The organism is Methylobacterium segetis (genome assembly GCF_004348265.1).
In the GTDB taxonomy this organism is placed as follows: Bacteria; Pseudomonadota; Alphaproteobacteria; order Rhizobiales; family Beijerinckiaceae; genus Methylobacterium; species Methylobacterium segetis.
On sequence record NZ_SMNT01000010.1, the window covers coordinates 1 to 26,539 of the forward strand.

At 72.0% G+C, this 26,539-nt stretch carries 29 protein-coding genes; 16 read left to right on the forward strand and 13 right to left on the reverse strand.

The window, feature by feature from the left end:
• Positions 1-660, forward strand: a 660-nt coding sequence (ctrA, locus tag E1J50_RS04175; RefSeq protein ID WP_132250723.1) for a response regulator transcription factor CtrA, incomplete at its 5' end; no start/stop codon positions are given.
• A gap of 71 nt (positions 661-731) precedes the next feature.
• Here ctrA and E1J50_RS04180 read toward each other — a convergent pair.
• The 7 genes from E1J50_RS04180 to chpT all read right to left on the reverse strand — a co-directional run bounded on the left by E1J50_RS04180 (position 732) and on the right by chpT (position 8,764).
• Positions 732-1,793 (reverse strand): SDR family oxidoreductase, encoded by a 1,062-nt coding sequence (locus tag E1J50_RS04180; protein WP_132250725.1) that lies wholly within the window; start codon positions 1,791-1,793, stop codon positions 732-734.
• Between the two features lie 115 nt (positions 1,794-1,908).
• Positions 1,909-2,775 (reverse strand): CheR family methyltransferase, encoded by an 867-nt coding sequence (locus E1J50_RS04185; RefSeq protein ID WP_132250727.1) that lies wholly within the window; start codon positions 2,773-2,775, stop codon positions 1,909-1,911.
• Positions 2,772-3,941 carry a protein-glutamate methylesterase/protein-glutamine glutaminase gene (locus tag E1J50_RS04190; RefSeq protein WP_132250729.1) on the reverse strand — a complete coding sequence of 390 codons (1,170 nt, stop codon included), beginning with the start codon at positions 3,939-3,941 and terminating at the stop codon, positions 2,772-2,774. The genes E1J50_RS04185 and E1J50_RS04190 overlap by 4 nt, the downstream gene beginning before the upstream one ends.
• A 71-nt stretch (positions 3,942-4,012) precedes the next feature.
• Positions 4,013-4,393, reverse strand: coding sequence for a response regulator (locus tag E1J50_RS04195; protein ID WP_132250731.1), 381 nt, complete (start codon positions 4,391-4,393; stop codon positions 4,013-4,015).
• A gap of 25 nt (positions 4,394-4,418) precedes the next feature.
• Positions 4,419-4,901, reverse strand: a complete 483-nt coding sequence (locus tag E1J50_RS04200; protein ID WP_132250848.1) for a chemotaxis protein CheW — start codon at positions 4,899-4,901, stop codon at positions 4,419-4,421.
• 25 nt (positions 4,902-4,926) lie between these two features.
• Positions 4,927-7,653 carry a hybrid sensor histidine kinase/response regulator gene (locus E1J50_RS04205; RefSeq protein ID WP_132250733.1) on the reverse strand — a complete coding sequence of 909 codons (2,727 nt, stop codon included), beginning with the start codon at positions 7,651-7,653 and terminating at the stop codon, positions 4,927-4,929.
• A gap of 376 nt (positions 7,654-8,029) precedes the next feature.
• On the reverse strand, positions 8,030-8,764 hold the full coding sequence (gene chpT, locus E1J50_RS04210) for a histidine phosphotransferase ChpT (RefSeq protein WP_132250735.1): 735 nt from the start codon (positions 8,762-8,764) through the stop codon (positions 8,030-8,032).
• A 162-nt stretch (positions 8,765-8,926) separates the two neighbouring features.
• Between chpT and E1J50_RS04215 the strand changes: the two genes are divergently transcribed.
• Positions 8,927-9,775 carry a 3'(2'),5'-bisphosphate nucleotidase CysQ family protein gene (locus E1J50_RS04215; RefSeq protein WP_132250737.1) on the forward strand — a complete coding sequence of 283 codons (849 nt, stop codon included), beginning with the start codon at positions 8,927-8,929 and terminating at the stop codon, positions 9,773-9,775.
• Here E1J50_RS04215 and E1J50_RS04220 read toward each other — a convergent pair.
• Complete coding sequence (locus E1J50_RS04220) at positions 9,772-10,230, reverse strand: YHS domain-containing (seleno)protein (RefSeq protein WP_245516423.1); 459 nt, start codon at positions 10,228-10,230, stop codon at positions 9,772-9,774. The genes E1J50_RS04215 and E1J50_RS04220 overlap by 4 nt on opposite strands.
• 260 nt (positions 10,231-10,490) lie before the next feature.
• On the opposite strand from E1J50_RS04220, the gene E1J50_RS04225 reads away from it, so the two are divergent.
• The 7 genes from E1J50_RS04225 to E1J50_RS04255 all read left to right on the forward strand — a co-directional run bounded on the left by E1J50_RS04225 (position 10,491) and on the right by E1J50_RS04255 (position 14,995).
• Positions 10,491-11,105 carry a DUF1134 domain-containing protein gene (locus tag E1J50_RS04225; RefSeq protein WP_132250739.1) on the forward strand — a complete coding sequence of 205 codons (615 nt, stop codon included), beginning with the start codon at positions 10,491-10,493 and terminating at the stop codon, positions 11,103-11,105.
• Positions 11,106-11,262: 157 nt separating this feature from the next.
• A complete protein-coding gene (locus tag E1J50_RS04230) occupies positions 11,263-12,072 on the forward strand; it encodes a coiled-coil domain-containing protein (protein ID WP_132250741.1) in 810 nt (269 codons plus the stop codon).
• 152 nt (positions 12,073-12,224) lie between these two features.
• A complete protein-coding gene (locus E1J50_RS04235; protein WP_132250743.1) occupies positions 12,225-12,506 on the forward strand; it encodes a 3',5'-cyclic-nucleotide phosphodiesterase in 282 nt (93 codons plus the stop codon).
• 120 nt (positions 12,507-12,626) lie between these two features.
• Positions 12,627-12,974 carry an LPS translocon maturation chaperone LptM gene (gene lptM, locus E1J50_RS04240; protein WP_132250745.1) on the forward strand — a complete coding sequence of 116 codons (348 nt, stop codon included), beginning with the start codon at positions 12,627-12,629 and terminating at the stop codon, positions 12,972-12,974.
• A gap of 83 nt (positions 12,975-13,057) precedes the next feature.
• Positions 13,058-14,326, forward strand: coding sequence for a diaminopimelate decarboxylase (lysA, locus tag E1J50_RS04245; RefSeq protein ID WP_132250747.1), 1,269 nt, complete (start codon positions 13,058-13,060; stop codon positions 14,324-14,326).
• Positions 14,327-14,462: 136 nt separating this feature from the next.
• Positions 14,463-14,657, forward strand: coding sequence for a type II toxin-antitoxin system HicA family toxin (locus tag E1J50_RS27960; RefSeq protein ID WP_132250749.1), 195 nt, complete (start codon positions 14,463-14,465; stop codon positions 14,655-14,657).
• The gene (locus E1J50_RS04255) at positions 14,654-14,995 is read left to right on the forward strand and encodes a type II toxin-antitoxin system HicB family antitoxin (RefSeq protein ID WP_132250751.1); all 342 of its coding nucleotides are present in this window, start codon (positions 14,654-14,656) and stop codon (positions 14,993-14,995) included. Before E1J50_RS27960 ends, E1J50_RS04255 begins: the two co-directional genes overlap by 4 nt.
• 9 nt (positions 14,996-15,004) lie before the next feature.
• On the opposite strand, the gene E1J50_RS04260 is transcribed toward E1J50_RS04255, so the two are convergent.
• From E1J50_RS04260 to E1J50_RS04270, 3 genes are read right to left on the reverse strand one after another with little or no spacing between them, the layout of a single operon-like run.
• On the reverse strand, positions 15,005-15,901 hold the full coding sequence (locus E1J50_RS04260; protein ID WP_132250753.1) for a dihydrodipicolinate synthase family protein: 897 nt from the start codon (positions 15,899-15,901) through the stop codon (positions 15,005-15,007).
• A 34-nt stretch (positions 15,902-15,935) separates the two neighbouring features.
• Positions 15,936-16,985, reverse strand: a complete 1,050-nt coding sequence (locus E1J50_RS04265) for a threonine aldolase family protein (protein ID WP_132250755.1) — start codon at positions 16,983-16,985, stop codon at positions 15,936-15,938.
• A 46-nt stretch (positions 16,986-17,031) separates the two neighbouring features.
• The gene (locus E1J50_RS04270; protein WP_132250757.1) at positions 17,032-17,283 is read right to left on the reverse strand and encodes a hypothetical protein; all 252 of its coding nucleotides are present in this window, start codon (positions 17,281-17,283) and stop codon (positions 17,032-17,034) included.
• A gap of 222 nt (positions 17,284-17,505) precedes the next feature.
• On the opposite strand from E1J50_RS04270, the gene E1J50_RS04275 reads away from it, so the two are divergent.
• From E1J50_RS04275 to E1J50_RS04305, 7 genes are all read left to right on the forward strand, one after another.
• Positions 17,506-20,142: a TIGR02302 family protein gene (locus tag E1J50_RS04275; RefSeq protein ID WP_132250759.1), complete on the forward strand. Its 2,637-nt coding sequence runs from the start codon at positions 17,506-17,508 to the stop codon at positions 20,140-20,142.
• Positions 20,143-20,221: 79 nt separating this feature from the next.
• The gene (locus E1J50_RS04280; protein WP_109890937.1) at positions 20,222-20,407 is read left to right on the forward strand and encodes a twin transmembrane helix small protein; all 186 of its coding nucleotides are present in this window, start codon (positions 20,222-20,224) and stop codon (positions 20,405-20,407) included.
• Positions 20,408-20,546: 139 nt separating this feature from the next.
• Positions 20,547-21,179, forward strand: a complete 633-nt coding sequence (locus E1J50_RS04285) for an acyloxyacyl hydrolase (protein ID WP_132250761.1) — start codon at positions 20,547-20,549, stop codon at positions 21,177-21,179.
• A 34-nt stretch (positions 21,180-21,213) separates the two neighbouring features.
• Complete coding sequence (locus E1J50_RS04290) at positions 21,214-21,786, forward strand: cob(I)yrinic acid a,c-diamide adenosyltransferase (protein ID WP_132250763.1); 573 nt, start codon at positions 21,214-21,216, stop codon at positions 21,784-21,786.
• Positions 21,787-22,003: 217 nt separating this feature from the next.
• Positions 22,004-22,753 carry an electron transfer flavoprotein subunit beta/FixA family protein gene (locus E1J50_RS04295; RefSeq protein WP_132250765.1) on the forward strand — a complete coding sequence of 250 codons (750 nt, stop codon included), beginning with the start codon at positions 22,004-22,006 and terminating at the stop codon, positions 22,751-22,753.
• Positions 22,754-22,847: 94 nt separating this feature from the next.
• Entirely contained in the window at positions 22,848-23,795 is a 948-nt protein-coding gene (locus E1J50_RS04300) for an electron transfer flavoprotein subunit alpha/FixB family protein (RefSeq protein WP_132250767.1), read from the forward strand.
• Positions 23,796-23,985: 190 nt separating this feature from the next.
• The gene (locus E1J50_RS04305) at positions 23,986-24,867 is read left to right on the forward strand and encodes a 3-hydroxybutyryl-CoA dehydrogenase (RefSeq protein WP_132250769.1); all 882 of its coding nucleotides are present in this window, start codon (positions 23,986-23,988) and stop codon (positions 24,865-24,867) included.
• Between the two features lie 30 nt (positions 24,868-24,897).
• On the opposite strand, the gene E1J50_RS04310 is transcribed toward E1J50_RS04305, so the two are convergent.
• Both E1J50_RS04310 and E1J50_RS04315 read right to left on the reverse strand, forming a co-directional pair.
• The gene (locus E1J50_RS04310) at positions 24,898-25,200 is read right to left on the reverse strand and encodes a hypothetical protein (RefSeq protein WP_132250771.1); all 303 of its coding nucleotides are present in this window, start codon (positions 25,198-25,200) and stop codon (positions 24,898-24,900) included.
• Between the two features lie 264 nt (positions 25,201-25,464).
• On the reverse strand, positions 25,465-26,481 hold the full coding sequence (locus E1J50_RS04315) for an NAD(P)H-quinone oxidoreductase (protein WP_132250773.1): 1,017 nt from the start codon (positions 26,479-26,481) through the stop codon (positions 25,465-25,467).
• Positions 26,482-26,539: the final 58 nt, after the last annotated feature.

The following is a 26,539-nucleotide window of genomic DNA, read 5'->3' on the forward strand; positions in this document are numbered from 1 at the left end:
AGCATCGAGCTGATGCTCAAGTCCGAGAACTTCAACACCTACACCACCGATCTCGGTGAGGAGGGCGTCGATCTCGGCAAGCTCTACGATTACGACATCATCCTGCTCGACCTGAACCTGCCCGACATGTCGGGCTACGAGGTGCTCCGGTCGCTCCGCGTCGCGAAGGTGAAGACCCCGATCCTGATCCTCTCCGGCATGGCCGGCATCGAGGACAAGGTGAAGGGCCTCGGCTTCGGCGCCGACGACTACCTCACCAAGCCCTTCCACAAGGACGAGCTCGTCGCCAGCATCCACGCGATCGTGCGCCGCTCGAAGGGCCACGCCCAATCGGTCATCACGACGGGCGACCTCATCGTCAACCTCGACCAGAAGACCGTCGAGGTCTCCGGCTCGCGGGTGCACCTCACCGGCAAGGAGTACCAGATGCTGGAACTCCTCAGCCTGCGGAAGGGCACGACCCTGACGAAGGAGATGTTCCTCAACCACCTCTACGGCGGCATGGACGAGCCCGAGTTGAAGATCATCGACGTCTTCATCTGCAAGCTGCGCAAGAAGCTCGCCAATGCCAGCCAGGGCAAGAACTACATCGAGACGGTCTGGGGCCGCGGCTACGTGCTGCGCGAGCCCGTCGACGGCGAGGAGCGGATCGCCGTCTGATCCGGCCGGTCCCCTCCCCTCGCGAACGGCCCCGCCTCGGCGGGGCTTTTTCGTGTCCGGGGACGCTCAGCCTACGGGATCAGCCGGTCCGCCCTCAGCCGGGCGAACAGGTCGAAGAAGGCGTCGTCGGTCGGCTGGTAGTCGAGGAAGCCGAGCCGGCGGCTCTTGCTCATGTCGGTGACGACCTCGATCGGGCGCCCGAGATCGGCATCCGTGTGCCAGGCCGAGGCGAGGCGGGCGAGATCGGGCTCGGCCAGCCCGTGGCGGGCCGCGATCCCGGCCCAGAGGGGCGCGTCCCCCGCCATCTGCTCCTCCAGGGGGCGGACCGTGCCGTCGAAGGGCGCGGCCTCGATGCCGAACCAGTCCGCGAGGCGACCCCACATCCAGCGCCAGCGGAAGACGTCGCCGTTGACGACGTTGAAGGCCTCGTTGGCGGCCTGCTGATTCGTCGAGGCCCAGAGGATGTGGCGGGCGAGGATCCGGGCGTCCGTCATGTCGGTCAGGCCGTTCCACTGGGCGGCAGAGCCGGGGAAACGGAAGGGGCGGCCGGTCTCGCGGCAGAGCGTGGCGTAGACGGCGAGCGTCGTGCCCATATTCATGGCGTTGCCGACGGCCTTGCCGATGATCGTGTGCGGGCGGTGCACGCTCCAGTTGAATCCGTCGCGGGCGGCGGCCTCGAAGACGGCGTCCTCCTGCGCGTAGTAGAAGTTGTCGATGTCGAGCCGGCCCTGCTCCTCGCGGAAGGGGGTCTGGGGCACGCGGCCCTGCCCGTAGGCCTCGAACGGCCCGAGATAATGCTTGAGGCCGGTGACGAGGGCGACGTGCCTGATCGTGCCTGCGGGGGCGAGCGCAGCGATCACGTTTCGCACCATCGCGGCGTTGATCGCGATCATCTCGGCCTCCGTCGGCCGGCGGGCCCAGGTCGCCAGCACGACGTGGCTCGGACGCAGGCCCGCGAGGGCGCGACCCAGCGAATCCGGGTCCTGGAGATCGGCCGCGACCGGCCGCACGCCGGGCTGGTCGCCGGGATTGCGGGCGAGCCCGGCCACCTCCCAGCCCTGCGCGACCATCAGCTCGGCCGTGGCGCTGCCGACGATGCCGCTCGCGCCGACGATGAGTGCGCTGCCTGCCATGTCCGATCCTTCCCGATTGCCGCCCCCGCTGAGGCGGCAGTTAGGGAGGCCGGGTCCTGCCCGCCAGCGTGGCGGCGCGGCGGAAGCGGGCGGCGGGCGCCGCCCTCCCCTGCCCTCAGCGCAGGCCGGCGAAGCGCAGGGGCCGCGGGGCGGCCTCGGCGATGCGGGCGCCCGGCGGGTGGCCGTAGAGGCCCCGGTGCTCCGGGTTCGGCGCGAGGCGGTCGGTCAGGCCGATCACGGTCTCGGCCGCGCCGAGGAGGATCGCCCCGTCCGGCGCGAGGCAGCCGGCGAGCCGGCCGAGCACGTCGGCCTTGGTCGGCGCGTCGAAGTAGATCAGCACGTTGCGGCAGTAGATGATGTCGAACTGGCCGAGGGACTCGAACGGGTTCAGCAGGTTGAGCTGCCGGTAATCGACCATGCTGCGGATCGAGGGCGCGATGTGCCACTGCTCGCCCACCTGGGTGAAGTACTTGAGCAGCATCTGCACGGGCAGGCCGCGCTGGACCTCGAAGTGGCTGTAGAGGCCGAGCCGGGCCTTCTCGATCACCTCGGTGGAGAGGTCGGTGGCCACGATCTCGACCTGCCAGCCCTGGAGGCGGGGAGCCGCCTCCTGCAGGAGGATCGCCAGGGAATAGGGCTCCTGGCCCGTCGAGGAGGCGGCGCACCAGATCCGCAGGCGGCGCTGGGCCGCGCGGCGGGTCAGCGCCCCCGGCAGCAGCGTCTCCCGGAACAGGTCGAAGGGCACCCGGTCGCGGAAGAAGAAGGTCTCGTTCGTCGTCATCGCCTCGACGACGGCGCGCTCGATGGCGGTGTCGCGGGAGACCTTGAGGGCGCCGACGAGGTCGCGCAGGCTCGCGAGGCCGAAGCGCCGGCAGACCGGCCCGAGCCGGCTCTCGACGAGGTAGCGCTTCTCCGCGGTCAGGGCGAGGCCGGAGCGCTGCTTGAGGTAGCCGCGCAGGAAGTCGAACTCGAGCTCGGTCATGCGCCCTGCCCCGTGATCAGGTTGCGGAGCGCCGGGCCGAGCTCGCCGAGCGGCAGCACGGCCTGGGCGAGCCCGGCCTTGGCGACGCTGCCCGGCATGCCCCAGACGGTGCTGGTCGCCTCGTCCTGGGCGAGCACCGCGCCGCCGGCCTCGACGAGGCTGCGGGCGCCGTTGGTGCCGTCCGAGCCCATCCCGGTGAGGATCACCGAGAGGGTGGCCGCCCCGAACAGGGCGGCGGCGTCCTGGAACAGAACGTCGACCGCGGGGCGGCAGAAATTGACCGGCGGCCCGTCGTCGAGGCGGATCACCGGTTCTCGGCCCCCGCCGCCGTGGAGGCGCATGTGGCGCCCGCCCGGCGCCACGTAGATGCGGCCGGGCTGGAGCGGCTCGTCCGCCTTGCCCTCGGCCGAGGGCAGCCCGACCCGGGCCCCGAGATGCTCGGCGAAGACGGCGGTGAAGACGGGCGGCATGTGCTGCACGATCAGCACCGGCAGGCGGCGCAGGGTGGCCGCGCCGATCTTCTCCAGGACCTCGCCGACGGCGCGGGGGCCGCCGGTCGAGGAGCCGATCAGGAAGACCTTCGGCGGCGCCGCCGTGCGGGTCCGCGGGCGCAGGGCGATCGGCGCGGCGGGGCGCGGCGGCAGCGGGGCGGGCGCGGCGGGCACCCCCGGCAGAGGCGCGGGCGCGGGCGGGGGGCCGCGGCGGCGGGCGCGGGCGGCGCCGAACACCCGCACGCGCTCGATCAGCTCGACGCGGAAGGCGTCCGAGGTCGTGACGCCGCGGTTGCTCTCGGGCTTGGCGAGGTAGTCGACGGCGCCGAGCGCGAGGCATTTCAGGGAGATGTCGGCATTGCGGGTCGTCAGCGTCGACATCATCACGACCTGGAGGCCGGGGCTCTTGGCCAGCAGCAGCGGCAGCGCCTGGGTGCCGTCGAGTTCCGGCATGTCGATGTCGAGGAGCACCACGTCGGGGTCGTGGCGGGCCATCATCTCCAGGGCGATGCGGCCGTTGGCGGCGGTGCCGACCACGGTGAAGCCCGCCTCCCCGATCCAGCGGGCCACGAGCCCGCGCACCACGGCCGAGTCGTCGGCGATGAGGACCTTGATCCGGCCCGGCGCGGCATGTCCCCCCGGCGCGGGCGGATGGGTGGCGGTGGCTGCCAGCATGGGGGGGGTTACGCCTTCAATACGCGTGACGGGGTCGGTGCCGGGGGCGTGCCCGCCCCCGGGTTGCAGGCTCAGGCCGCCTTCGCCTCCGCGAGGCCGACCTGCTCCAGCTTCGCCGTCAGGATGTCCCGGTCGAAGGGCTTCATGATGTACTCGTCGGCGCCCGCGTGCAGCGCGCGGGCGATCGCGCCGACGTCGTTCTCGGTGGTGCAGAAGAGCACCTTCGGCGCCGTCCCGCCCGGCGCCTGACGCAGCGCGCGGAGGAAGGCGTAGCCGTCCATATTGGGCATGTTCCAGTCGAGGAGGATCGCGTCGGGCATCGCCTCGGTGCAATGGTCGAGCGCCTTGGCGCCGTCCTCGGCCTCGATCACCCGGAGGCCGATCGTCTCCACGATGCGGCGGGCGACCTTCCGGATCACGGCGGAATCGTCGACGACGAGACAGGTCTTCATGGTACTCCTCACGCTGTCCGATCGATCAGGCGGCGACGGAACCGCGCCGCTCGCCGCCGAAGGCGAGGAGCGCGTCGACGTCGAGGATGACGAGCAGGCGCCCGTCGAGGCGGTGCACGCCGAGCGCGAGGTCGCGCCAGCGGGCATCGAGGTTGATTGGCACGGATTCGTGGGTGTCCGCCCCGAGTTTCAGCACCTCGCCGACGCCGTCGACCACGAGGGCGAAGGTCTCGCCCCCCTGCTCCAGGCCGATCGCCATCTTGTTGCCCTCGGTCTCGGCCGGCGGCAGGCCGAGGCGGCGGCGCAGGCAGAGCGCGGTGACGACGCGCCCGCGCAGGTTGAGGAGGCCGACGATCTCCGGCGGCGAGAGCGGCACCGGCGTGACGCCCGCCGGGATGAAGACGTCGTGCACCCGGTTGATGGCGAGACCGAACATGGTCTCGCCCACGAAGACGGTGACGAACTCGGTGGTGGCGCCGGCATCGGCGTTGGTGTTGGCGGCCTGCATCATGATCGTACTCCGGAAAGCGGGCTCAGGCCGCCTGAGCGAGGGTGACCGCGTCGACCTCGGCGAGCGCCGCGATCAGCCCCGAGCGGTCGAACTTGGCGACGAGGTCGCTGATCGCGAGCGAGCGGGCGCGCTCGACCGCGTCGGCGCCGACGGAGCCCGTCAGGGCGATGACGGGCAGCCCGGCGAGGCGCTGGTCGGCCCCGCGCATGGCCGCCACGAGGTCGAAGCCGCTGCGGCCCGGCATCTCGAGGTCGGTGACGACGACGTCGATGCGGGCATTGGCCTGGAGGGCGGCGAGCGCCTGCTCCGCGCTCTCGACCGAGACCACGGCGTAGCCCGCGGCCTTGAGGACGGGGGTGAGCATGTCGCGGAAGAAGGCGGAATCGTCGACGAGGAGCAGGGTCGAGCCGCGCTTCTCGGCCTTCTTCGGGCCGCGCGCCCAGTCGTCGTAGGCGAGCGGCAGGAAGTGGGCGATGTTGATGATGTCGGTCGCCCGGCCGCGCAGAACCGCGGAGCCGATCAGGTCCGAGCGCTCGGCCGTGATCTCGATGTCGAGGCGCTCCTCGACGATGTCGACGATCTCGTCGACGACGAGGCCCATCGCCCGCTCGCCGTCCGAGAACACGACGAGCGCCTGCGTCCCCTCCGAGCGGATCGTGATCGCCTCGTCGGCCGGCACCAGCGGCATCAGGCGGCCGCGATACTGGATGAGGGGGCGCCCGCCGAGCCACTCGACCTTCGAGGCGTCGATCTCCTCGAGCCGGGTGACGAGGGAGAGCGGCACCGCCTTGAAGGTGCTGTTGCCGCCCTTGAAGACGAGGAGCGTCGCCTTGGCGTCGCCGGCTTCCGTCTCCTCGACCTCGGACTCGACCGGGATCGAGCCGGCCTGGGCGCTCTGGCTGACCTGCCGGGCGACGCCGTTCGGATCGACGATGAGCACCACGGCGCCGTCGCCGAGGATGGTGTTGCCGGCGAACAGCGGGATGTGGCGGAGCTTGGAGGACATCGGCTTCACGACGATCTCCTCCGTGTGGAAGACCTCGTCGACGAGGATGCCGAAGCGCTGGCGGCCGACCTGGGCCACGACCACGAAGCCGGTATCGACCTCGGCGCCGTCGCTCTGGCCGAGGAGGCCCGTGAGCGTGACGATCGGGAGCAGGCGCTCGCGCAGGCGCAGCACCGGCGAGCCGTTGATGCGCTCGACCCGCTGGCCGGTGCTCTTGTCGACGCGCACCAGTTCCAGCACCGCGACCTGGGGTACCGCGAAGCGGTTCTCGCCCGCCTTGACGATGAGGGCGGCGACGATGGCCAGCGTCAGCGGGATCTTGATCGTGAAGGTGGTGCCGCGGCCGAGCTGCGTGTTGATGTCGATGACGCCGCCGATCGTCTCGATGTTCGTCTTGACGACGTCCATGCCGACGCCGCGGCCCGAGACCGAGGTGACGGCCTTGGCCGTCGAGAAGCCGGCGTGGAAGATGAACTTCGCGACCTGCGCGTCGGTCATCTTCTCGATGTCGGCCTGGGAGGCGACGCCGCGCTCGACCGCCTTGCGGCGGATGGCGGAGAGGTCGAGCCCCTTGCCGTCGTCGGAGATCTCGATCGTGATCGTGCCGCCCTCGTGATAGGCGGCGAGCCGGATGGTGCCGCGGGCGGGCTTGCCGGCGGCCTTGCGCTCGGCGGCGCCCTCGATGCCGTGGTCGGCCGAGTTGCGCACCATGTGGGTGAGCGGGTCCTTGATGACCTCCAGGACCTGACGGTCGAGCTCCGTCTCGGCGCCCTGCATCACGAGGTCGATCTGCTTGCCGAGTTCGGAGGAGAGGTCGCGCACCACCCGCGGCAGCTTCTGCCAGGCATTGCCGATGGGCTGCATGCGCGTCTTCATGACGCCTTCCTGCAGCTCGGCCGTGACGTGGCTGAGGCGCTGCAGGGGCACCTTGTAGCTGGTGTCGTCGTGGCGGCGCGCGATTTCGAGGAGCTGGTTGCGGGTCAGCACCAGCTCCGAGACCATCGTCATCAGGTGCTCGAGCGTGTCGACGTTGACGCGGATCGTCTGCACCTTGCTCACCGCCGCCTCGCCCTCGGCGGCCGGGGCCTCGGGGGTGGCCGCCTTCGCGGGCGCGGCGACGGGGGGGGCCGGCTCCGGTGCCGGAGCGGGCGCTGCGGGACGCTCCGCCACGGCGGGCGGGGCGACGGCGGGCTTGGCGAAGGCGGGCTCGGCGAGAACGGGCTCGGGCGCGAACTCGTCCGGCCCGGGCGCGGCCAGGAAGGCGGCCTCGAGATCGTCGAGCGAGACCTCGCCGGGCTTCAGCTCGCGGACCACCGGGTCCGGCAGGGGCGGCGGCGCCACCGGCGCCGGGGCGGGAGCGGCCTCGACCGTGCCCTCGGACATCTTGTCCAGCGCGCCGATCAGGTCCTCGTCGGAGCCCGCGGGCTCCGTGCCGGTCGCCTCGAGATCGGCGAGGATCGCCTTGAGGCGGTCGAGGGTCGAGAGGATCAGGGTGACCGAGGCGGCGGTGGCGGGCAGGCCGTCCCGGAAGCGGCCCATCAGCGTCTCGGCGGCGTGCGCCAGCGCCTCGAGGCGCGGCAGGCCGAGGAAGCCGCAGGTGCCCTTGATGGTGTGGACGAGGCGGAAGATGTTTCTCAGGATCTGCTGGTTGTTGGGATCCTGCTCGAACCGCACCAGTTCGGTGTCGACAGTGTCGAGATGCTCACTGCTCTCGGTCAGAAACTCACGCAGCAAGTCGTCCATCGGAAGTGCTCGGTTCGAGATCCGCACGGTATTCGTACTTCACCGAATGTGACCGGGATGGGTTAGAGAACCGTTGCAGCAAGCACCCGGCGACCGGCCGTCGAGGCGGTCTCCGTGAGCGGTTTCGGTTGACGGATCGCGAGCGGAAGGGGCGCCGGGGCTGGTTCCGGGCCGGCCGGACGGGTGCGCGCACAGAGGCGCAGGCCGCGTGGGCGGCGAGAGACGAAAACGCTCACGGGGCCGTCGGGGCTGAGCGCGTCTCCCCTCTCCCGTTCGGGAGAGGGGTGGGGATTCGCCGAATCCGGAGAGACCGCGATCCTCGCCCGGTGCGCGAGCCCTGCCCGCGACCTCTGCCGAACGGGAGCGGCGGGGTAGTTCAGGCCAGCTGCGTGTCCGAGGGCTCGCTGTCGGCGGGGCGCGCATCCTCGGGCGTGGCGGCGGGGGCCGGCGCCTCGGGCTCGGCGGAGGCCGAGACCGGCTCGGCGAGGATCGTCACCTCGTCGCCCTCGATCGAGAAGCGCACGCTCATGCCCGCGGCGCGGGCCACGAGGCCGGCATAGAAGGGCAGGATGCCATGCGCGTCGACGGTGCCGCTCTCCGGGCGGCCCGCGATGAGCTCCTCGACATGGGCGGGGATGCGGGCGTGCGAGCCCTTGGCCTTGAAGAGGAGGGTCGGCGCCTCGCCGTCACCGGAGACCTTCACGTCGATGAGGCCGCCGCGCGGGATCGCGCTCGTGGCGATCATGACGAGGTTGAGCAGGAGCTTGACCTTGTTCTTCGGGAACAGGGCCTGGGGCGCGCTCCAGGTGAGCTGGGTCTTGTCGTCCGCGAACATCCCGCGGGAGACCTTCTCCGCGTCGGCGAGGTCGATCGCCGCCCCGGCCGAGCCGGCGGCGCCGAAGGCGATGCGGGCGAATTGCAGCCGCGCCGAGGCCTGCCGCGCGCTCTTGCGGATGAGATCCAGGGCGAAGTCGCGCATGGAGGCGTCGTTGTCGTCCTCCAGCACCTCGAGCCCGTTGACGATCGCGCCGACCGGGCTGATCACGTCGTGGCAGACGCGGGAGCAGAGCAGGGCCGAGAGGTCGAGGGAATCGAGATTCACGGTGGTCATGGCGCGCTCCGCGCGTGGTTCATCGGGTGTCGGCTCGGGCCGCCGGCTCGCGCCGCGAGGGCCCATGCCGCACGGATAGACGGCGCATCCCGCTTTGAAAAGCGGCGGCGTCGCCCGCCGCCTCGGGTCGACAAGCGCGAACGCCTCGGGCATGACGGCCCGATGACGCTCACGGAGCCGCAACGCGACCGCATCGCCGCGACGCTGGCGGGGATCGCCTGCGAGGCCGGCGAGATCCTGCGGGCTCACCATGGCGGCGATTGCCCGCACGTGCTGAAGCCGGACGGCTCGCCCTCGAGCGTGGCCGACCTCGCGGCCGAGCAGCACATCCTGCAATCCCTCGCCCAGGCCTTTCCCGAGATCCCGGTCGTGGCCGAGGAGACCTCCCACGACGCGCCGCCGGCCGACCTGTTCTTCCTCGTCGACCCCCTCGACGGCACGCGCGACTTCCTCGCCGGCAACCCCGAATACTCGGTCAATATCGGCCTCATCGCGGGCAACCGGCCCGTCGCCGCCGCGCTCGCCGCGCCCGGCCTCGGCCGGGTCTGGTTCGCGGGGGCGCAGCCCAGCGAGGCGCCGATCCGGGAGGGCCGCCCGGACGAGGCGAGCCCGATCCGCGTGCGCACCGCCCCGGCGAGCGGCCTCGTGGCGCTCGTCAGCCGCCGCCACGGGGACGTCGAGACCGAGGCCTGCCTCGCCGCCCTGCCGATCGGGGCGCGGCGCGGCGCCGCCTCGGCCCTGAAATTCTGCCTGATCGCCTCCGGCGAGGCCGACATCTACGTGCGCTGCGGCCCGACCATGGAATGGGACACGGCGGCCGGCGACCACGTCCTCACCGTGGCCGGCGGCTGCACCCTGACGCCCACGGGCCGGCCGATGATCTACGGGCGCCACGCCCTCTCCTACCGCAACGGGCCCTTCGCGGCGCTGGGCGACCGGAGCTACGCCGCCCGCGTCGGCCTGCCGGATCGCGGGCCGCTGATCCGGCCGCATTCGGCGGACGGGCTCTAGCCCGGCGGGTCCTCGATCAGCGGCCGCAGGGCCGGCCAGCCCGCCTCGGCCCGGCCCAGGATCTCCGGCTCGGCGAGGGCGCGCGCCCGGCGCTGCGCGTCGCGGAACAGGTAGAGCCGCGCATCGAGGATCGCGAAGACGAGGGGATCGGCATCGACGATGCGCCCCTGCGCGACGCCGACCGGATCGTGGCCGCCGAGGCGCGGCGCGTAGATCTCGGGATCGCGCCGGAACGCCTCGCGGTTGGCGCCCTTCGCGAAGCGCCAGCTCCGCCCGGCCCAGGCGACTTCATGGGCCGGGAGCCCGGCGACGGGGCCGCCGGGCAGGAAGTAGCTCACCGCGTCGTAGCCGTGCAGGGCCAGCGGCGCGAGCGCGGGGAGACGGCGCAGGCGCTCCTCCGCCTCCGGCCCGCCCCCGGCCCGCGCGGGCCGGCCGGCCGCCGCGGCGATGATCACGAAGCATTGACGGCGCGTTAACCACATCCTGCAAAATTTCGCGTCAGACTCGCCGAATCAGGTCGCGCCCGGCCAGCCGCCTTCGAGCGCAGCGCGGGGGCGCTGGCAATCCCGCCGCCGGCCTGCGACGCCGCGGCGGGCCCGACGACCCGGCATTTCGCCACAATGGGGCCGGCGGGATGGAGGCGGCCGGCGGATCCCGCCGCCGGGCGCCGAAGCCCGACCGCTCGGAACGCCCGATGGCGAGCGAGGAGGAACCGATGTCGAAGCCAGACCGAAACCACGATTCCGACCGGCGCCGCATCCTGGCGGGCGCCCTCGCCGCGGGCGCGGCCCTCGCCCTCGGCCCCGTCGCCGCGCTCGCCCGGCCGGGCGACGACCCGGGCAACCCGGATTCCTTCCGGCCGGCCGAGATCGTCGATTCCGGGCACCGCTTCTTCGGCACCGTCTCGCGCGGCCTCGCCCTCACGGTGCAGGAGGCGAGCCGCCGCTGGGGCGAGCCGAACGGCTACATCCTCGGCCAGGAAGCCTCCGGCGCCATCGTCGGCGGCCTGCGCTACGGCGAGGGCACGCTCTACACCCGCAACGCGGGCCAGCGGCGGGTCTACTGGCAGGGGCCGACGCTCGGCTTCGACGTGGGCGGCGACGGGGCGCGCACCATGATGCTCGTCTACAACCTGACCTCGGTCCAGGACCTCTACCGCCGCTTCGGCGGCGTCGACGGCTCGGCCTATCTCGTCGGCGGCTTCGGCATGACGGCGGCCACCGCGGACGGGATCGTCGTGGTGCCGATCCGCAGCGGCGTCGGGGCCCGGCTCGGCATCAATGTCGGCTACCTGAAATTCACCAGCCGGCCAACCTGGAACCCGTTCTGAGGCCGCGCCGCGCCCCGCGCAGGGGCATCCCGCCCGGCCGCATTGCGGAACTTGCCCGCTGCGCGCGAAGATGGGTTAAAGACGGGGTTCGGCCGCGACGGGGCCCGCGAGGCGGGACCCGGCCGCGGAGGCCTGTCCGATCGATGAGCGTGCCCGCGTGATCGAAACCCTGCTGATCTTCGCGCTCGGCTTCCTGGCGGCGAGCCTGTGCATCCTGCTCGTGCTGCCGGCGGTCAACGCGCGCGCCGCCCGGCTCGCCCGCCGCCGGGTCGAGGCCATGTTCCCGCTCTCTTCGGGAGAGATCGCGGCGGAGAAGGACTTCCTGCGCGCCCAGTTCGCCGTGCAGCAGCGCCGGCTGGAGCGCCGGGTCGAGGCCGCCCTCGCCAAGCGCCACGCCGACATGGCCGAGATCGGCGCGCGCAGCATGGAGGTCGCCAAGCTCGCGCAACTGGTCGAGGCCCGCGACACGACGCTCGCCGAGCGCGTCGGCGAGATCGCGGCGGCCCGGGGCGACATCGTGCGGCTCTCGGGCGACCTCGACGCCGCCCGCTCGGAGGGCGCGACGGGGCTCGCGACGCTCCACGCCCTCGAGGAGGCGCATTGCGAGCTTCTCGACAACCTCATCGCCACCCGCCACGAGCGCGACGCGGCCCGGGCCGCGGCCGAGCGGGCGGCCGAGGCGGACGCCGCCGCCAAGCCCGAGCCGCTCGCGGTGGATTCGGCCGTCGCCGACCTGCGCCGGCAGCACGCGGAGCTCTTCGCCGAGCGCGAGGCGCTGCGGGCGAGCCTCGCCGCCGCGGAGGATGCCCTCGCGCAATCCCTGTCCGATCGCGGCGAGGGTGCGGGCCCCGACATCGCCCGCGAGAACGCCGACCTGCGCCGGCGCATCACCGAGGTGGCCGACGCCGTGGCCGGGCGGGAGCGCCTGCCCAGCGTCGACGCCTTCCCCGCGGCGGCGCGATCATGACGTCGCCGCGCCCGGGCGCTGCCTTGAGCGTGCGGACCCGCACCTGAAGGCCGCCGCATCGACACCGGATCACCGCCCCGTGCCTTGTTTCGACCATCGAGTGGCATCATCGGGGCATCATTCGTTTCTCGATCGACCAGGACCGTCCATTCATGGCCTCGAAGTTCCCGTCCCTCGCCCTCGCGCTCGGCTTCGCCGCCGCGCTTGCCGCCCCGGCCCTCGCCGACCCCGCGCCGCAGACGAAGCGGGGCAACGAGACGCTGAAGAAGTACTGCACGGGCGACTACCTGACCTATTGCGGCAACCTCGCCCCCGAGGATCCGGCGACGGACGCCTGTTTCGAGACGAACTGGAAGAAGCTCTCCGAGAATTGCCGCCGGGCGATCGACGCCTACCAGAAGACCCAGCCCGGCGCCGGCAACACGCGGGGCTGAGCGATCGGCGCGCGGGGCTTCAGCTCGGCTGTTGCGCCCGCGCGCTCGTCTCGGCTATCGCCTGCGGCTAAGGTGGAGCGCCCCCCGGGCGAAACCGCCAAGCGTGCCGGACCCGCGTCGATGCTGCCTTCCCGCTCCCTGAAGCTCCTCATCGCGGCCGGCGCGATCGCCCTGGCGGTCTCGGCCTGCGGGCGGCGCGGCGCGCTCGAGCCGCCGGACGGCGCCGCCCGGCCCGGCCCGGTGGCCGGCGGCCCCCAGGCGCCCGCCAGCGCCCGCTCGCTGCCGACGAGCATCGGCCTCGGCAACGGCGCCGCCTCCCCCGATCCCGCCGCGGTCCAGGCCGGCGACGAACTGCCCCTCTCCGCCATCCCGCCGAGCGGCACCGAGGCGCCGCAGACGACGGGGCGCGGCGCGCGGCGCGGCTACACGGTACCCAGGCAGCCCTTCCTCCTCGATCCGCTGCTCTAGGGGACGATCGGCGCGGGCTCGCGCCCCGGCCCCCGCCCCCCCACATCCCCGAGACCCGAACCCGCCCCGCGCCGGCCGCTGCCATGCATCATTTCCACTACCGCGACGGCCGCCTGCACGCGGAGGACGTCGACCTGACCGGCCTCGCCGACACGGTGGGCACCCCCTTCTACTGCTACGCCACCGCCACGCTGGAGCGGCACTACCGCGTCTTCGCCGACGCCTTCGCGGGCGACGACGCCCTCGTCTGCTTCGCCATGAAGGCGAACTCGAACCAGGCGGTGCTGCGCACCCTCGCCCGCGCGGGCGCAGGCATGGACATCGTCTCGGAGGGCGAGCTGCGCCGGGCGCTGGCCGCCGGCGTCGATCCGCAGCGGATCGTCTTCTCGGGCGTCGGCAAGACGCGCGACGAGATGGAGGCGGCGCTGCGGGCCGGCATCTTCTGCTTCAACGTGGAGAGCGAGCCCGAACTCGCCGCCCTCTCCGCGGTGGCGACGAGCCTCGGCCTGACCGCACCGGTCTCGATCCGGGTGAACCCGGACGTCGACGCCGGCACCCACGCCAAGATCTCGACCGGCAAATACGAGAACAAGTTCGGCATCCCGATCACGCGGGCGCCCGCCGTCTACGCCGAGGCCGCGCGGCTGCCGGGCCTCAGGGTCTCGGGCGTCGACATGCATATCGGCAGCCAGATCACGGACCTCGCGCCCTTCGACAGCGCGGCCCGGCTGCTCGCCGACCTCGCCCGCGACCTGATGGCGGCGGGGCACGACCTGCACCACATCGATTTCGGCGGCGGCCTCGGCATCCCCTACCGGGACGACAACGCGCCCCCGCCCGACCCCGCGGCGCTCGCCGCGGTGCTGCGCCCGCATTTCCGGCCGCTCGGCCTGCGCCCCGTCTTCGAGATCGGCCGCATGATCTCGGGCAATGCGGGCATCCTCGTCACCCGCGTGATCTTCGTGAAGCACTCCGAGGGGCGCACCTTCGTGATCGTGGACGGGGCGATGAACGACCTGATCCGCCCGACCCTCTACGAGGCGTTCCACGCGCTCCGCCCGGTGCGGGAGCCCGCGCCAGACACCCCCCGCATCGTCGCCGACGTGGTCGGCCCCGTCTGCGAGACGGGGGATTATCTCGCCCTCAATCGCGAGATGCCCGAGGTGGCGCCTGGCGATTTGATCGCGGTGATGACGGCCGGCGCCTACGGGGCGGTCCAGGCCGGCACCTACAACACGCGCCGCCTCGTGCCGGAGGTGCTGGTGCGCGGCGCCGACGCGGCCATCGTGCGCCCGCGCCAGAGCTACGAGGACCTGATCGGCCTCGACCGGGTGCCGGACTGGCTGGGCTGAGCAGGCGGCCGACTTTCCCTGTGTTCCTGCTGCCCTCGTCTGACTCGCATGATAGGCTTGCCTGGGAGGCGATGCAGAGACGCGAGGCAGGCGCGAACGGCTGCAGGCCGTCTTCCCCGATCCGGCCTAACGGGCGATCGCGTGGCAGGATGTCGAGGCTGTGCTTCTGGCGGTGGGTTACCAACGCGTCGAAGGGGCCGGATCTCGCGTCCGCTTCGAGAAGCAACGCATCATCGCCAGCTTTCATCGCCCGCACCCTGCGAAGGAAGCGAAGCGGTATCAGGTGCGTGCCGCTCGCGAGTTCTTGCTCAAGCTCGGAGTGAAGCCGTGAACACGATGGCCTACAGGGGCTTCCACGCCCGCGTCGCGTTCGACCCGGATGATGGCCTCTTCGTCGGGCAACTCTCCGGGATCAACGACGTCGTCGGCTTCCACGCGAATACCGTGGCCGGATTGACCGAAGCCTTTCACGAGGCGGTCGAGGACTATGTCGCGACGTGCGAAGCGGTGGGAAAGGCCCCGGAGAAACCCTATTCCGGCAAGGTGATGCTGCGCGTGGCGCCGGAGGTGCATGCCCGCGCGGCGCTGGCCGCAAGGCTGGCCGGGAAGAGCCTCAACCCGTGGGGCGAGGAGGTTCTGGCGGAAGCGAGCCGCAAGGCCGTGGGCTGAGCCCCGCCCCTAGCTCAGATCGAGCCTGCGCAGCGCGTCCGCGACCTGCTGCCGGGGCAGGCCGGTCAGCGGCAGGATCGGGCGCGGCGGCTCGGCGCGGCAGAGGCCGAGCAGGTCGGCGCTCGCGTACATCACCCTGAGGCTCGAATACGCCTTGAACAGGTCCCAGAGCGGCGCGAGCGTGGCGTTCAGCCGCCGCGCTTCCGCGGCGTTTCCGTCCCGAACCGCCCGGACGATCCGCAGGCCGGTCCTCGGGAACAGGCCCGCCATCACGCAGTACCAGGCGTCGGCGCCGGCGATCAGCGCCTCGACGGAGTTCCAGTCGCCGCTGACGCCGAGCGAGAACCCGTTCGGGACGACGCCGCGCCATGCGGCGAGGTAATCCCCGGCCGCCTGCGTGTCCGGCGCCGGGCTCTTGAGGGCGACGATCCCGGGGACATCCGCGAGGCGCCCGACAAGGGACGGCGTGAACCGGAAATGCGTCGTGGCCGGGTTGTCGTAGAGGCAGACCGGCAGGCCGCCCTCCCGCGCGACCGCGGCGACGTGCGCGAAGACCTCGTCCTCGGTGAGCGGCGTGTAGGAGACGGGAGCCAGGAGCCCGGCGGCGGCGCCGGCCGCCCTGGCGTCCTGCGCGAGGCGCACCGCTTCGTCGGTCCGAAGGGCGCCGATTCCGACGAGGATCGGCACCCGGCCCCCCGACACGTCGAGGTCGAGGGCGGCATCGAGGGCGCGGCGGCGCTCCGTGCGGGTGAGATAGGCGTAGGTTCCCGTGCTGCCGAGCAGGCCGACCGAGTCGACGCCTGCTGCGCAGAGCGGCTCGACGAGCCGGCGCAGGGCGGTCTCGTCGACCCGGCCGTCGGCGGCGGCCGGCGTGATCGGGAAGGCGGACAGCCCTGTGAGCGTCATGGCGTCGAGCCCTCCCGCGTCCGGCAGGCGACCCTCAGGCCGCCTCGTCCAGCGCCACCGCCCGCAGGTCCCGCGCCAGCGCGTCGACCCGGCCCGGGTCGGCGTCCCAGGCGAACATGAAGCGGGCGCCCCCGCCGATGAAGGTGTAGAAGCGCCAGCCCCGCGCCCGCAACGCCTCCATCCGGGCGGACGGCATCCGCAGGAACACCGCGTTCGCCTCGACCGGGAACATCAGTTCGACCTCGGGCAGGCCGGCGACGGCCTGCGCGAAGCGGGCGGCGCAGGCATTGCCGTGGCGGGCATTGGCGAGCCAGGCCCCGCTCTCCAGCATGCCGACCCAGGGCGCGGCGAGGAAGCGCATCTTCGAGGCGAGCTGGCCCGCCTGCTTGCAGCGGTAGCCGAAATCCTCCGCGAAATCGGGATCGAAGAACAGCACCGCCTCGCCCGCATGCATGCCGTTCTTGGTGCCGCCGAAGCAGAGCACGTCGATGCCCGCCTGCCACGTCATCGCGGCGGGGCTGCACTTCAGGCTCGCGCAGGCATTGGCGAAGCGCGCCCCGTCCATGTGCAGGCTGAGCGCCAGCTCCCGGCAGGTCGCCGAGATCGCCCGCAACTCGTCGAGGCTGTAGACCTGCCCCGTCTCCGTCGGCTGCGTGATCGTGACGACGCGGGGCTTCGGGAAGTGGATGTCGCTGCGGTTCGTGGCGAACGCGCGGATCGCCTCCGGGGTCAGCTTGCCGCCCGTCGTCCGGGCGGTGAGGAGCTTCGAGCCGTTCGAGAAGAATTCCGGCGCGCCGCACTCGTCCGTCTCGACATGGGCCGAATCGGCGCAGATCACGCTGTGGTAGGATTGGCAGAGGGAGGCGAGCGCCAGCGAGTTCGCCGCCGTGCCGTTGAAGGCGAAGAAGACCTGGCAGGGCGTCTCGAACAGGGCGCGGAAACCGTCCGCCGCCCGCGCCGTCCAGGCATCCTCGCCGTAGGCAGCCGCGTGGCCCCGGTTCGCCTCCGCCATCGCCGCCCAGGCCTCGGGGCAGATGCCGGAGTAATTGTCGCTCGCGAATTGCTGTGCGTCGTCGGATGGCATCTGGGGAGCCCTCGCCGCGTCTCGTCCGACGATAACGCGGCGCCCGTCAGACGGCGACCGCGCTGCCCTCGTCCATGCGCAGCGTCCAGGCGACGTGCCCGTCTGGATCGACGATCCAGGCGAGGTTGGTGTCCGCGGCGAGGAGCTGGTGGGACCGCGTCAGGGCGACGGCGATGGCCTCGCGCAGGCTCGGCGCCTCGATTCCCTCGTCGCTCACCGGGGATCGGACGATGCCGTTCCGCTCCCGCCAGGCGACGCGAAGGCGGTAGGTCGGCATGGCCTCGGCTCCGGTCGTCATCAGCTTGGCACCCCACCGTTGCCCCTGCAACCGTCTCATAGGCCCGCCATCCATTCCTGAACAGACGGCGCGACGGTGAGGAGAGCCTCGGCCTGGGCGCATTTGACCAAATGCGCCCGTCTGTCCCAGCATGCTAGCCTGGACGGGCGGTGGATGCGCCAACGAAAGCGCGCCACCTTGCGGCAGGAACGGGCGGGGCACGGGACGACGACGCGCGTGAGCATGGATTCTCCGAGACCGGCCGGGACCGACATGCGTGCGACCGACATGCGTGCGCGCCTCGACCGCCTCGTCGCGCGCTCCCGCGCGGCGGGGTTGTGGGAGCGGGCCTGGCCCGTCCTGTGGCGGGGGCTCGGCGTTCTCCTCGCCGTCCTCGCCGCCTCCTGGCTCGGCCTCTGGCTCGACCTCTCGCCCCCCTGGCGGATGGCGGGGCTCGCCGCCTTCGCCCTCGCCCTCGCCGCGGCGCTGCTGCCGCTGCTGCGCACGGGCCGGCCGGACCGGCGCGAGGCGCTCGCCCGGATCGACCGCGAGGCCGCCTCCCGCGACGGCGCGCTCGCCCACGGCCCGGCCCGGGCGATCGAGGACACGCTCGCCGTCGGCACGCAGGACCCGGCGACCCGCGCCCTCTGGGCGCTCCACCAGCGGCGGGCGGCCGAGGCGGTGGCGCGGCTGCAGGTCGGCCTGCCGCGGCCGATGATGGTGCGGCACGACCCCTACGCCCTGCGCGCGGCGCTCACGGTGGCGGCGGTGGCGAGCCTGTTCGTCGCCGGCTCCGAGTGGCGGGACCGCATCGGCACGGCCTTCGACTGGCGCGAGCCGCCGGCCGCCGGCCCGAACTTCCGCGTCGACGGCTGGATCGACCCGCCCCTCTACACCCGGATGCCGCCCCTCATCGTGACGATGAACGGCGCCGAGCAGCGCCTGCGCGCGCCCGTGAACTCACAGCTGATCGTGCGCATCGCCGGCGAGGGCCAGGCGGCGCTGACGCCGAATCCAGGCCTCAAGCCGCTGCCCGGCAAGGAGGCGCGCGCGGACCTGCGCGAGGACCGCTTCCAGGTCGTCGGGCCGCTGGCCGAGCTCGCCATCGCGGCGGGGGGCCAGAACCAGCGCCTCGTGGTGGAGGCGATCCCCGACAACCCGCCGGAGGTGCGCAGCGTCGGCGGCCCCGAGGTGAACGGCCGGGGCACCTTCAACCTGACCTACCGCGCCAAGGACGACTACGGGATCAGCGCGGCGGAAGGGCTCGTCGAGCCCCTGAAGCCCGGCCGCTCGCTCGTGCCGCCGCCGAAGATCGCGCTGGCGCTGCCCGCTGATGCGAGCGGCGAGGCCGACACCAAGACGCTGGTCGACCTGACCGACAATCCCTGGTCCGGCGCGCGCATCCGCTTCACGATCGTCGTCAGGGACGAGGCGGGGCAAGAGGGCCGCACCGCGCCCGTCGAGATGACGCTGCCGGCGCGCCCTTTCAAGGATCCCCTCGCCCGCTCCCTCGCCGAGGAGCGCCGCCGCCTCGTGACGGCGCCGGACGAGGAGCGCCGCCGGGTGCAGACCGCCCTCGACGCCCTGCTCATCGCGCCGGACCAGTTCACGCCCCAGCCCGCGATCTTCCTCGGCCTCAAGACCGCCGCCCGCCGCCTGCGGCAGGCCGGCACCGACGAGGCGCTGACGGAGGTCGCCGACCTCCTGTGGGAGATGGCCCTCAAGATCGAGGACGGCGATCTCTCCGACGCCGAGAAGCAGCTTCGCCAGGCGCAGGACCGGCTCAAGGAGGCGATTGAGCGCAACGCCCCGGACGAGGAGATCAAGCGCCTGACCGAGGACCTGAAGCAGGCCCTCTCGAAATTCATGAAGGAGCTGGCCGACAAGCAGCGCCGGGAGCCGCGGGAGCCCGGCGAGCGCCAGAAGGAGGGCCAGCAATCATCGAAGACCGTCACGCCGGACGATCTCGACAAGATGCTGAACGACCTCGCCGAGGCGATGAAGCGCGGCGACACCGCCGAGGCGCAGCGCCTGATGGAGCAGCTGCGCAACATCCTGGAGAACCTGCAGACCGCCGAGCAGGGCGGCAAGTCCGACCAGGCCTCCCGCGAGATGCGCAAGCAGATGCGCGACCTCGACCAGATGGCCCGCGACCAGCAGGACCTGCGCGACGAGACCTTCAAGGAGGGCCAGCAGAAGCGCGGCGCCGAGCAGGGCCAGCGCGGCGGCCAGCGCCCGCAGCAGCGCGGCGAGCAGCAGGGCCAGCGCGGCCAGGGGCAGAGCAAGGATCCCGGCCAGGGCGCCCAGCAGGGCCAGGGCGAGGAGCAGCGCGGCCAGCGGGGCCAGGGCAGCCCGGGCAGCGGCGGCGGGTCGGGCAGCGGCAGCGTCGGCGAGCGCCAGCAGGCCCTGCGCCAGCGCCTGGAGGACCTGCAGCGGCGCATGAAGGAGAACGGCATGCGCGGCGAGGAGGGTCTCTCCGACGCCGAGGACGCCATGCGGCAGGCCGAGAACGCGCTCCGCCAGGGCAAGGAGGGCGAGGCGGTCGACGCGCAGGGCCGCGCCCTCGACGGGCTGAAGCGCGGCGCCGAGGGCATGCAGCAGCAGGCGCAGGAGATGGCCGAGGGCGAGGGCCAGGGCGAGCAGGAGGGCGGTCAGCAGCCCGGGCAGCAGGGCCAGGCCGGCGCCCGCGACGACGACCCCCTCGGCCGCCCGACCCGGGGCCGCGACATGTCGGACGGGCGCGTGCGCGTGCCCACCGCCGACGAGTCGGCGGTGCAGCGGGCGCGGCGCATCATGGAGGAGCTGCGGCGCAAGCTCGGCGACCCGACCCGGCCGCGCGAGGAACTCGATTATTTCGAGCGCCTGCTGCGGCGCAATTGAGCAGGGCCGACCCCTGCCCCTCGGGGGCGGGCGCGTCTATGGTGCGCGCACGCGCATCCGTCCCGAACCATCCGGCCCCATGTCCTCGAACACGCTCGTCCTGATCGCCTGCCTCGCCGTGGCGCTGGTGCTGTTTCTCGGCCTCGCCAACATGATGCGGGGCGGCAGCGCCAACCTCTCGCAGCGCCTGATGCGCCTGCGCGTGCTGCTGCAATTCCTGGCGATTCTCCTGATCATGGGCGTGGTCTGGTGGCGCTCGGCCTGAGCGCCACTGTGGCGTGAACGCCGCACAGGCCCCGGATCGGCCCGGGGCGGGATGATTTCGCGGCGGCGAGGCGCGGCGCCGACTGCCGGCCTTCCGGACCCCGTGCTAGTCACGGACGGTACAACCGGATTTGCACCGCATGATCGCTCGATCCCTCCGCTCCCTCGTCGGCGCGCTCGCCCTCTCGGCGACCGCCCTGGCCGGCCATCCGGGGAGCGCGGCGGATCTCGTGAGCCGGGCCCCCGCGCCCGTCGCCTACGCCCCCCCGGTGGCGCCCATGAGCATCGTCTCCGAGGTCCGCATCGGCGGCTCGGTGCAGGATCCCGGGAGCGCGGAGCGCAACACCTCGAACATCAACGGCGAGATCCTGTTCGCCAAGCCGCTCGTGAGCATCGATCCGTTCTGGCAGGCCTTCGTGCCGCGCCCGACCGCCGGCGGCAGCTACAATTTCGGCGGCCGCACCAGCTACGGCTATCTCGGCGCCACTTGGACGGTCGACCTGTTCCCCGAGACCTTCAACCGGGTGGTCTTCCTCGAAGGCTTCTTTGGCGCGGGCTTCCACGACGGCAAGACCGGGCCGAAGGCGCTGCTGCCGCCGGGCTTCAACGCGCTGGGCTGCAACCCGCTGTTCCGCGAGGCGGCGGCTTTGGGCTTCCGCATCACCGAGCACCTGAGCATCATGGCGACGGTCGAGCACATGTCGAATGCCGGGCTCTGCATCGAGAATCGCGGCCTGACGAATTTCGGCGGCAAGATCGGCTATACCTTCTGAGCGAAGGTCCATTCCGAGGGAGCGTCCGGGCGCCGTGGTCACGCTGAACCGCATCTACACCCGTACGGGCGACAAGGGCACCACGGCGCTGGCCAACGGCGAGCGCCGCTCGAAGGCGGATCTGCGCGTCGAGACCTACGGCACGGTCGACGAGACCAATGCCTGCATCGGTCTCGCCCGCCTCCACGCCGAGCCGCGGCTCGACGCGATGCTCGCCGCGATCCAGAACGACCTGTTCGATCTCGGCGCCGACCTCGCCACGCCCGAGGGGCCGGAGCCGCCCGCCTACGAGCCCCTGCGGATCGTCGCGGCGCAGGTGAAGCGGGTCGAGGCCGATATCGACGCGCTGAACGCCGACCTCGCGCCCCTGAAATCCTTCGTCCTGCCGGGCGGGAGCCCGGCCGCGGCCGCGCTCCACCTCGCCCGCACGATCTGTCGGCGCGCCGAGCGCCTCGCCGTCGAACTGGCCTCGGTCGAGGGCGAGCGGATCTCGCCGGAGGCCCTGCAATACCTCAACCGGCTGTCGGACTTCCTGTTCGTGGCGAGCCGTTCCGCCAACGCGAACGGCGCCCAGGACGTGCTCTGGGTCCCCGGCAAGAACCGCTAGGCCGTCACCGTACCGCCTTTTCAAATCCGGCCCCGATACCGGCATTGCCGCAGCGCGGCGCCGGAGCCTTCGCACACGCGTTGACAAGGCGGAAATGTGGCCGTTACGGTCCGCCGCCCTGCGCGAGCGGGGTTCGATCCCTTGAGATCGCAATGAGGCCGCGCGGAATCACGCGCCGGCCCGTCCACGATGTCCCGTGCGGAGGATTGAGACCGCCATGAAGGTTCTGGTGCCCGTCAAGCGGGTCGTCGACTACAACGTCAAGATCCGCGTCAAGGCGGACGGCTCCGGCGTCGAGCTGTCGAACGTCAAGATGTCGATGAATCCCTTCGACGAGATCGCCGTCGAGGAGGCGATCCGCCTCAAGGAGAAGGGCAAGGTCACCGAGATCGTCGCCGTCTCGATCGGCCCGCAGCAGGCGCAGGAGACGCTGCGCACCGCCCTCGCCATGGGCGCCGACCGCGCGATCCTCGTCAAGACCGACGTGAATTGCGAGCCGCTCGCCGTCGCCAAGCTCCTCAAGGCGGTGGTCGAGAAGGAAGGGCCGGAACTCGTCATCCTCGGCAAGCAGGCGATCGACGACGATTCGAACCAGACCGGCCAGATGCTCGGCGCACTGCTCGGCTGGCCACAGGGCACCTTCGCCTTCAAGGTCGAGTTCGGCGAGGGCACGCTCGACGTGACCCGCGAGGTCGATGGCGGCCTGCAGACGGTGACCCTCAAGCTCCCCGCGATCGTCACCACGGACCTGCGCCTGAACGAGCCACGCTACGCCTCCCTGCCCAACATCATGAAGGCGAAGAAGAAGCCCCTGGAGGAGGTGGCGCCCGACGCGCTCGGCGTCGACGTGACCCCGCGCCTCAAGGTGCTGAAGACCGAGGAGCCCCCGGGCCGCAAGGCCGGCGTGAAAGTCGGCTCACCGGCCGAGCTCGTCCAGAAGCTCAAGGTCGAGGCCGGCGTCCTCTGACCGGCGGGGCGCCCGCCGCCCCGCCCTCCCGTCACAGAAGCCCGCGCGCGGTCCCGACGCGGATCCCGGGCCGACCATCCGAGGTCTGAGACACATGGCAACCCTCCTCCTGATCGAGCACGACAACGGCGCGGTGAAGGATTCGAGCCTCAAGGCTCTCTCCGCCGCCCGGGAACTCGGCGCCCCCATCCACGCCCTCGTCCTCGGCTCCGGCTCGAAGCCGGCCGCGGAAGCCGCCGCCAGGCTCGAGGGCCTCGAGAAGGTCCTGAACGCCGAGGACGCGGTCTACGATCACCTCCTCGCCGAGCCGACCGCGGCGCTGATCGCGGGACTCGCCGGGCCCTACGAGGCGATCGTGGCGGCAGCCTCCACCACGGGCAAGAACGTGCTCCCGCGCGTGGCCGCCCTCCTCGACGTCGCGCAGGTCTCGGACATCATCAAGGTCGTCTCGCCCGACACGTTCGAGCGGCCGATCTACGCCGGCAACGCGATCCAGACCGTGCAGACGAGCGAGGCCAAGAAGGTCATCACCGTGCGCACGGCCGCCTTCAAGCCGGCGGGCGAAGGCGGCTCGGCCGCGGTCGAGGCCCTCTCGGCGCCCGCGCCCGAGGCCGGCGGCTCGACCTTCAAGGGCGAGGAGATCGCCAAGTCCGACCGTCCGGAACTCGCCGCCGCCCGCATCATCGTCTCGGGCGGCCGCTCGCTCGGCTCGGCCGACAAGTTCAAGGAGTTGATCGAGCCGCTGGCCGACAGTCTCGGCGCGGCGGTCGGCGCCTCGCGCGCGGCGGTCGATGCCGGCTACGCCCCGAACGACTGGCAGGTCGGCCAGACCGGCAAGGTCGTGGCGCCGGACCTCTACGTGGCCGTCGGCATCTCGGGCGCGATCCAGCACCTCGCCGGCATGAAGGATTCGAAGGTGATCGTCGCGATCAACAAGGACGAGGACGCGCCGATCTTCCAGGTGGCGGATTACGGCCTCGTCGGCGACCTGTTCCAGATCGTCCCCGAGTTGCAGGCCGAGATCGGCAAGGCCAAGGGGTGACCTGAGGCGCGACAGCCTCGGACGGGCGTTCGCGCGCCCGTCCCCGTTCCTGCGGAGATGGGCTCCACCGCGACGCGGGAATGTTCTAAGTAACCGAGACGACGCGTCCCCGGCAGGCCTCGGCGGAATCGGCGCCGTTCGGTGTAGGTAGCGTGGCCCGGGGGCCGCGCGGCGGGGGCACAGGGCTGACATGGGTATCGACGTCAACACGATCGGCATCATCGGCGCGGGCCAGATGGGCAGCGGAATCGCCCAGGTCTGCGCGATCGCCGGGCTCGATGTCCTCCTGAACGACCGCGATCCGGACCGGATCACCGCGGGGCTCGCCACGATCGACGGCCATCTCGCGCGCGCGGTCTCGAAGGGCCAGATCACCGAGGAGCAGCGCCGGGCCGCCCGCGAGCGCATCGTCCCGGCCCCGGGCTTCGCGGACCTCGCACCGAGCGACCTCGTCATCGAGGCCGCGACCGAGGACGAGGCCACGAAGCGGCAGATCTTCTCGATGCTCTGCGCGCAGCTGAAGCCCGAGGCGCTCGTCGCGACGAACACCTCCTCGATCTCGATCACGCGGCTCGCCGCCGCGACCGACCGGCCGGAGCGGTTCATCGGCATCCATTTCATGAATCCGGTGCCCGTGATGCAGCTCGTGGAGCTGATCCGCGGCATCGCGACCGAGGATGCGACCTACGAATCCGCGAAGGCCCTGATCGCCAAGCTCGGCAAGACCTCGACGATGTCGGAGGATTTCCCGGCCTTCATCGTCAACCGCATCCTGCTGCCGATGATCAACGAGGCGATCTACACGCTCTACGAGGGCGTGGGCTCGGTCGAGGCGATCGATACGGCGATGAGGCTCGGGGCGAACCACCCGATGGGTCCGCTGCAGCTCGCCGATTTCATCGGCCTCGATACCTGCCTGTCGGTGATGCAGGTCCTGTACGAGGGGCTGGCCGACTCGAAGTACCGGCCCTGCCCGCTCCTCGTGAAGTACGTCGAGGCCGGCTGGCTCGGCCGCAAGACCAAGCGCGGCTTCTACGATTACCGGGGCGAGCACCCGGTGCCGACCCGCTGAGCGGGCCGGCCCGGGGCTGCCTCTCCAAGATCAGCGCGCGTTGCCGTTTGCGTTCGGCTGGGCGGGCTGCGGGTAGGCCGGGTTCTCGGTCGGCACGCTGCCGCTGTTCGAGGAGGCGGGCGCGTTGGACTTGCCGGTGACGGAGCCCGTCACTTCCTTGCGGGAGGCGTCCTGGCTCTGGCTCGCATAGTCCTTGGGGGAGTTGGCGCCGTTCCAGGTCAGCAGGCCGACCGTCGCGATCGCGAGCAGCACGAGGCTCGCGAGCAGGACGTAGAGGACCGGCTTGCCCCGGGATCCTTGGCGCGCATTCTCGTCGGGAAGCCGTTCAGCCATTGCAAACCTCGTCTTTCCGCCACCGGGGGCGGGTGAATCTTCGGGATCGACACGCGATCGTGACGGCCGAAAACGCGGCGCTCCGGGGCCAAGTTCCTCCGGGCAGGCCCGACGGCTGGGGATGAGGGGCGCCGCGAGGCGCCGCTGCCGGGCGGAAATCCCGCCCGGTCGTCCTGGACGGCGAGGCATCGAAGCCGGTGCGGGAGGCACCTCGCGCCACCTCTCCCGAACGGGAGAGGTGGAACGCCTGGGCCGAGCCGGATGTCAGCGCCCCGTCACGAGCAGGATCTTGCCGAGATGGGCGCTCGATTCCATCAACTCGTGCGCCTTGGCGGCCTCCTCCAGCGGGAAGGTCGCGTGGATGACGGGCTTGATCGCCCCGGATTCGAGGTCCGGCCAGACGTCCCGGCGCAGGCCCTCGGCGATCTCGGCCTTCTCGCCCTTCGGGCGCGCCCGCAGCGTCGAGCCGGTGAAGGTCAGGCGCTTGAGCATCACGGGCGTGATGTTGAGCCCCTCGACCTTGTAGCCGCCCATGAGCGCGATCATCACGAGGCGGCCCTCGACAGCGAGGGAGGAGAGATTCCTCTGGAGGTAGCTCGCGCCGATCATGTCGAGGATCACGTCGACGCCCTTGCCCTCGGTCAGGCCCTTCACCGCCTCGACGAAATCGGTCTCGCGGTAATTGATCGCGGCATCCGCACCGAGCGCCTCGCAGAAGCGGCACTTCTCGGGCGAGCCGGCGGTGGCGAAGACGCGGGCGCCGTGGCGCTTGGCGATCTGGATCGCCGTCGAGCCGATGCCGCTCGATCCGCCATGGACGAGGAAGGTCTCGCCGGCTTTCAGGCGGCCGCGCTGGATCACGTTCGAGTAGACCGTGAAGAAGGTCTCGGGGACGCCGGCCGCCTCGACGAGCGACAGGGGCTTCGGCTTCGGCAGGACCTGGCCCGCCTCGGCCACGGCGAACTCCGCGTAGCCGCCGCTGATCGTCAGCGCGCAGACCTCGTCGCCGAGGGAGAGGCCCGAGACGCCCTCGCCGAGGGCCGCGATGCGGCCGGCGACCTCGAGGCCCGGGATCTCGGTCGCGCCCTTCGGCGGCGGGTAATTGCCGAGGCGCTGCATCACGTCGGGCCGGTTGATGCCCGCCGCCGCCACCTCGATCAGCACCTGCCCCGATGCGGGCACCGGCAGCGGCGCCGTCTCCACCGCGATCACGTCCGGCCCGCCGGCTCCGGTAAAGCGGATCTGGCGCATGGTCTCGGGCAGGGTCCCGGTGGCTGGCATCGCGGCGTCTCCTGAGGGTTGGCGGCTCTCGAGTCGCGCCCTTAGTTGCGGCCGGGCG

Bases quoted from the DNA above. Each gene is read 5' to 3' on its own strand.
- E1J50_RS04180 (WP_132250725.1), bottom strand. From the start codon at position 1,793: ATGGCAGGCAGCGCACTCATCGTCGGCGCGAGCGGCATCGTCGGCAGC.
- E1J50_RS04185 (WP_132250727.1), bottom strand. From the start codon at position 2,775: ATGACCGAGCTCGAGTTCGACTTCCTGCGCGGCTACCTCAAGCAGCGC.
- E1J50_RS04190 (WP_132250729.1), bottom strand. From the start codon at position 3,941: ATGCTGGCAGCCACCGCCACCCATCCGCCCGCGCCGGGGGGACATGCC.
- E1J50_RS04195 (WP_132250731.1), bottom strand. From the start codon at position 4,393: ATGAAGACCTGTCTCGTCGTCGACGATTCCGCCGTGATCCGGAAGGTC.
- E1J50_RS04200 (WP_132250848.1), bottom strand. From the start codon at position 4,901: ATGCAGGCCGCCAACACCAACGCCGATGCCGGCGCCACCACCGAGTTC.
- E1J50_RS04205 (WP_132250733.1), bottom strand. From the start codon at position 7,653: ATGGACGACTTGCTGCGTGAGTTTCTGACCGAGAGCAGTGAGCATCTC.
- chpT (WP_132250735.1), bottom strand. From the start codon at position 8,764: ATGACCACCGTGAATCTCGATTCCCTCGACCTCTCGGCCCTGCTCTGC.
- E1J50_RS04215 (WP_132250737.1), top strand. From the start codon at position 8,927: ATGACGCTCACGGAGCCGCAACGCGACCGCATCGCCGCGACGCTGGCG.
- E1J50_RS04225 (WP_132250739.1), top strand. From the start codon at position 10,491: ATGTCGAAGCCAGACCGAAACCACGATTCCGACCGGCGCCGCATCCTG.
- E1J50_RS04235 (WP_132250743.1), top strand. From the start codon at position 12,225: ATGGCCTCGAAGTTCCCGTCCCTCGCCCTCGCGCTCGGCTTCGCCGCC.
- lptM (WP_132250745.1), top strand. From the start codon at position 12,627: ATGCTGCCTTCCCGCTCCCTGAAGCTCCTCATCGCGGCCGGCGCGATC.
- lysA (WP_132250747.1), top strand. From the start codon at position 13,058: ATGCATCATTTCCACTACCGCGACGGCCGCCTGCACGCGGAGGACGTC.
- E1J50_RS04260 (WP_132250753.1), bottom strand. From the start codon at position 15,901: ATGACGCTCACAGGGCTGTCCGCCTTCCCGATCACGCCGGCCGCCGCC.
- E1J50_RS04265 (WP_132250755.1), bottom strand. From the start codon at position 16,985: ATGCCATCCGACGACGCACAGCAATTCGCGAGCGACAATTACTCCGGC.
- E1J50_RS04270 (WP_132250757.1), bottom strand. From the start codon at position 17,283: ATGACGACCGGAGCCGAGGCCATGCCGACCTACCGCCTTCGCGTCGCC.
- E1J50_RS04275 (WP_132250759.1), top strand. From the start codon at position 17,506: ATGGATTCTCCGAGACCGGCCGGGACCGACATGCGTGCGACCGACATG.
- E1J50_RS04280 (WP_109890937.1), top strand. From the start codon at position 20,222: ATGTCCTCGAACACGCTCGTCCTGATCGCCTGCCTCGCCGTGGCGCTG.
- E1J50_RS04285 (WP_132250761.1), top strand. From the start codon at position 20,547: ATGATCGCTCGATCCCTCCGCTCCCTCGTCGGCGCGCTCGCCCTCTCG.
- E1J50_RS04295 (WP_132250765.1), top strand. From the start codon at position 22,004: ATGAAGGTTCTGGTGCCCGTCAAGCGGGTCGTCGACTACAACGTCAAG.
- E1J50_RS04300 (WP_132250767.1), top strand. From the start codon at position 22,848: ATGGCAACCCTCCTCCTGATCGAGCACGACAACGGCGCGGTGAAGGAT.
- E1J50_RS04305 (WP_132250769.1), top strand. From the start codon at position 23,986: ATGGGTATCGACGTCAACACGATCGGCATCATCGGCGCGGGCCAGATG.
- E1J50_RS04310 (WP_132250771.1), bottom strand. From the start codon at position 25,200: ATGGCTGAACGGCTTCCCGACGAGAATGCGCGCCAAGGATCCCGGGGC.
- E1J50_RS04315 (WP_132250773.1), bottom strand. From the start codon at position 26,481: ATGCCAGCCACCGGGACCCTGCCCGAGACCATGCGCCAGATCCGCTTT.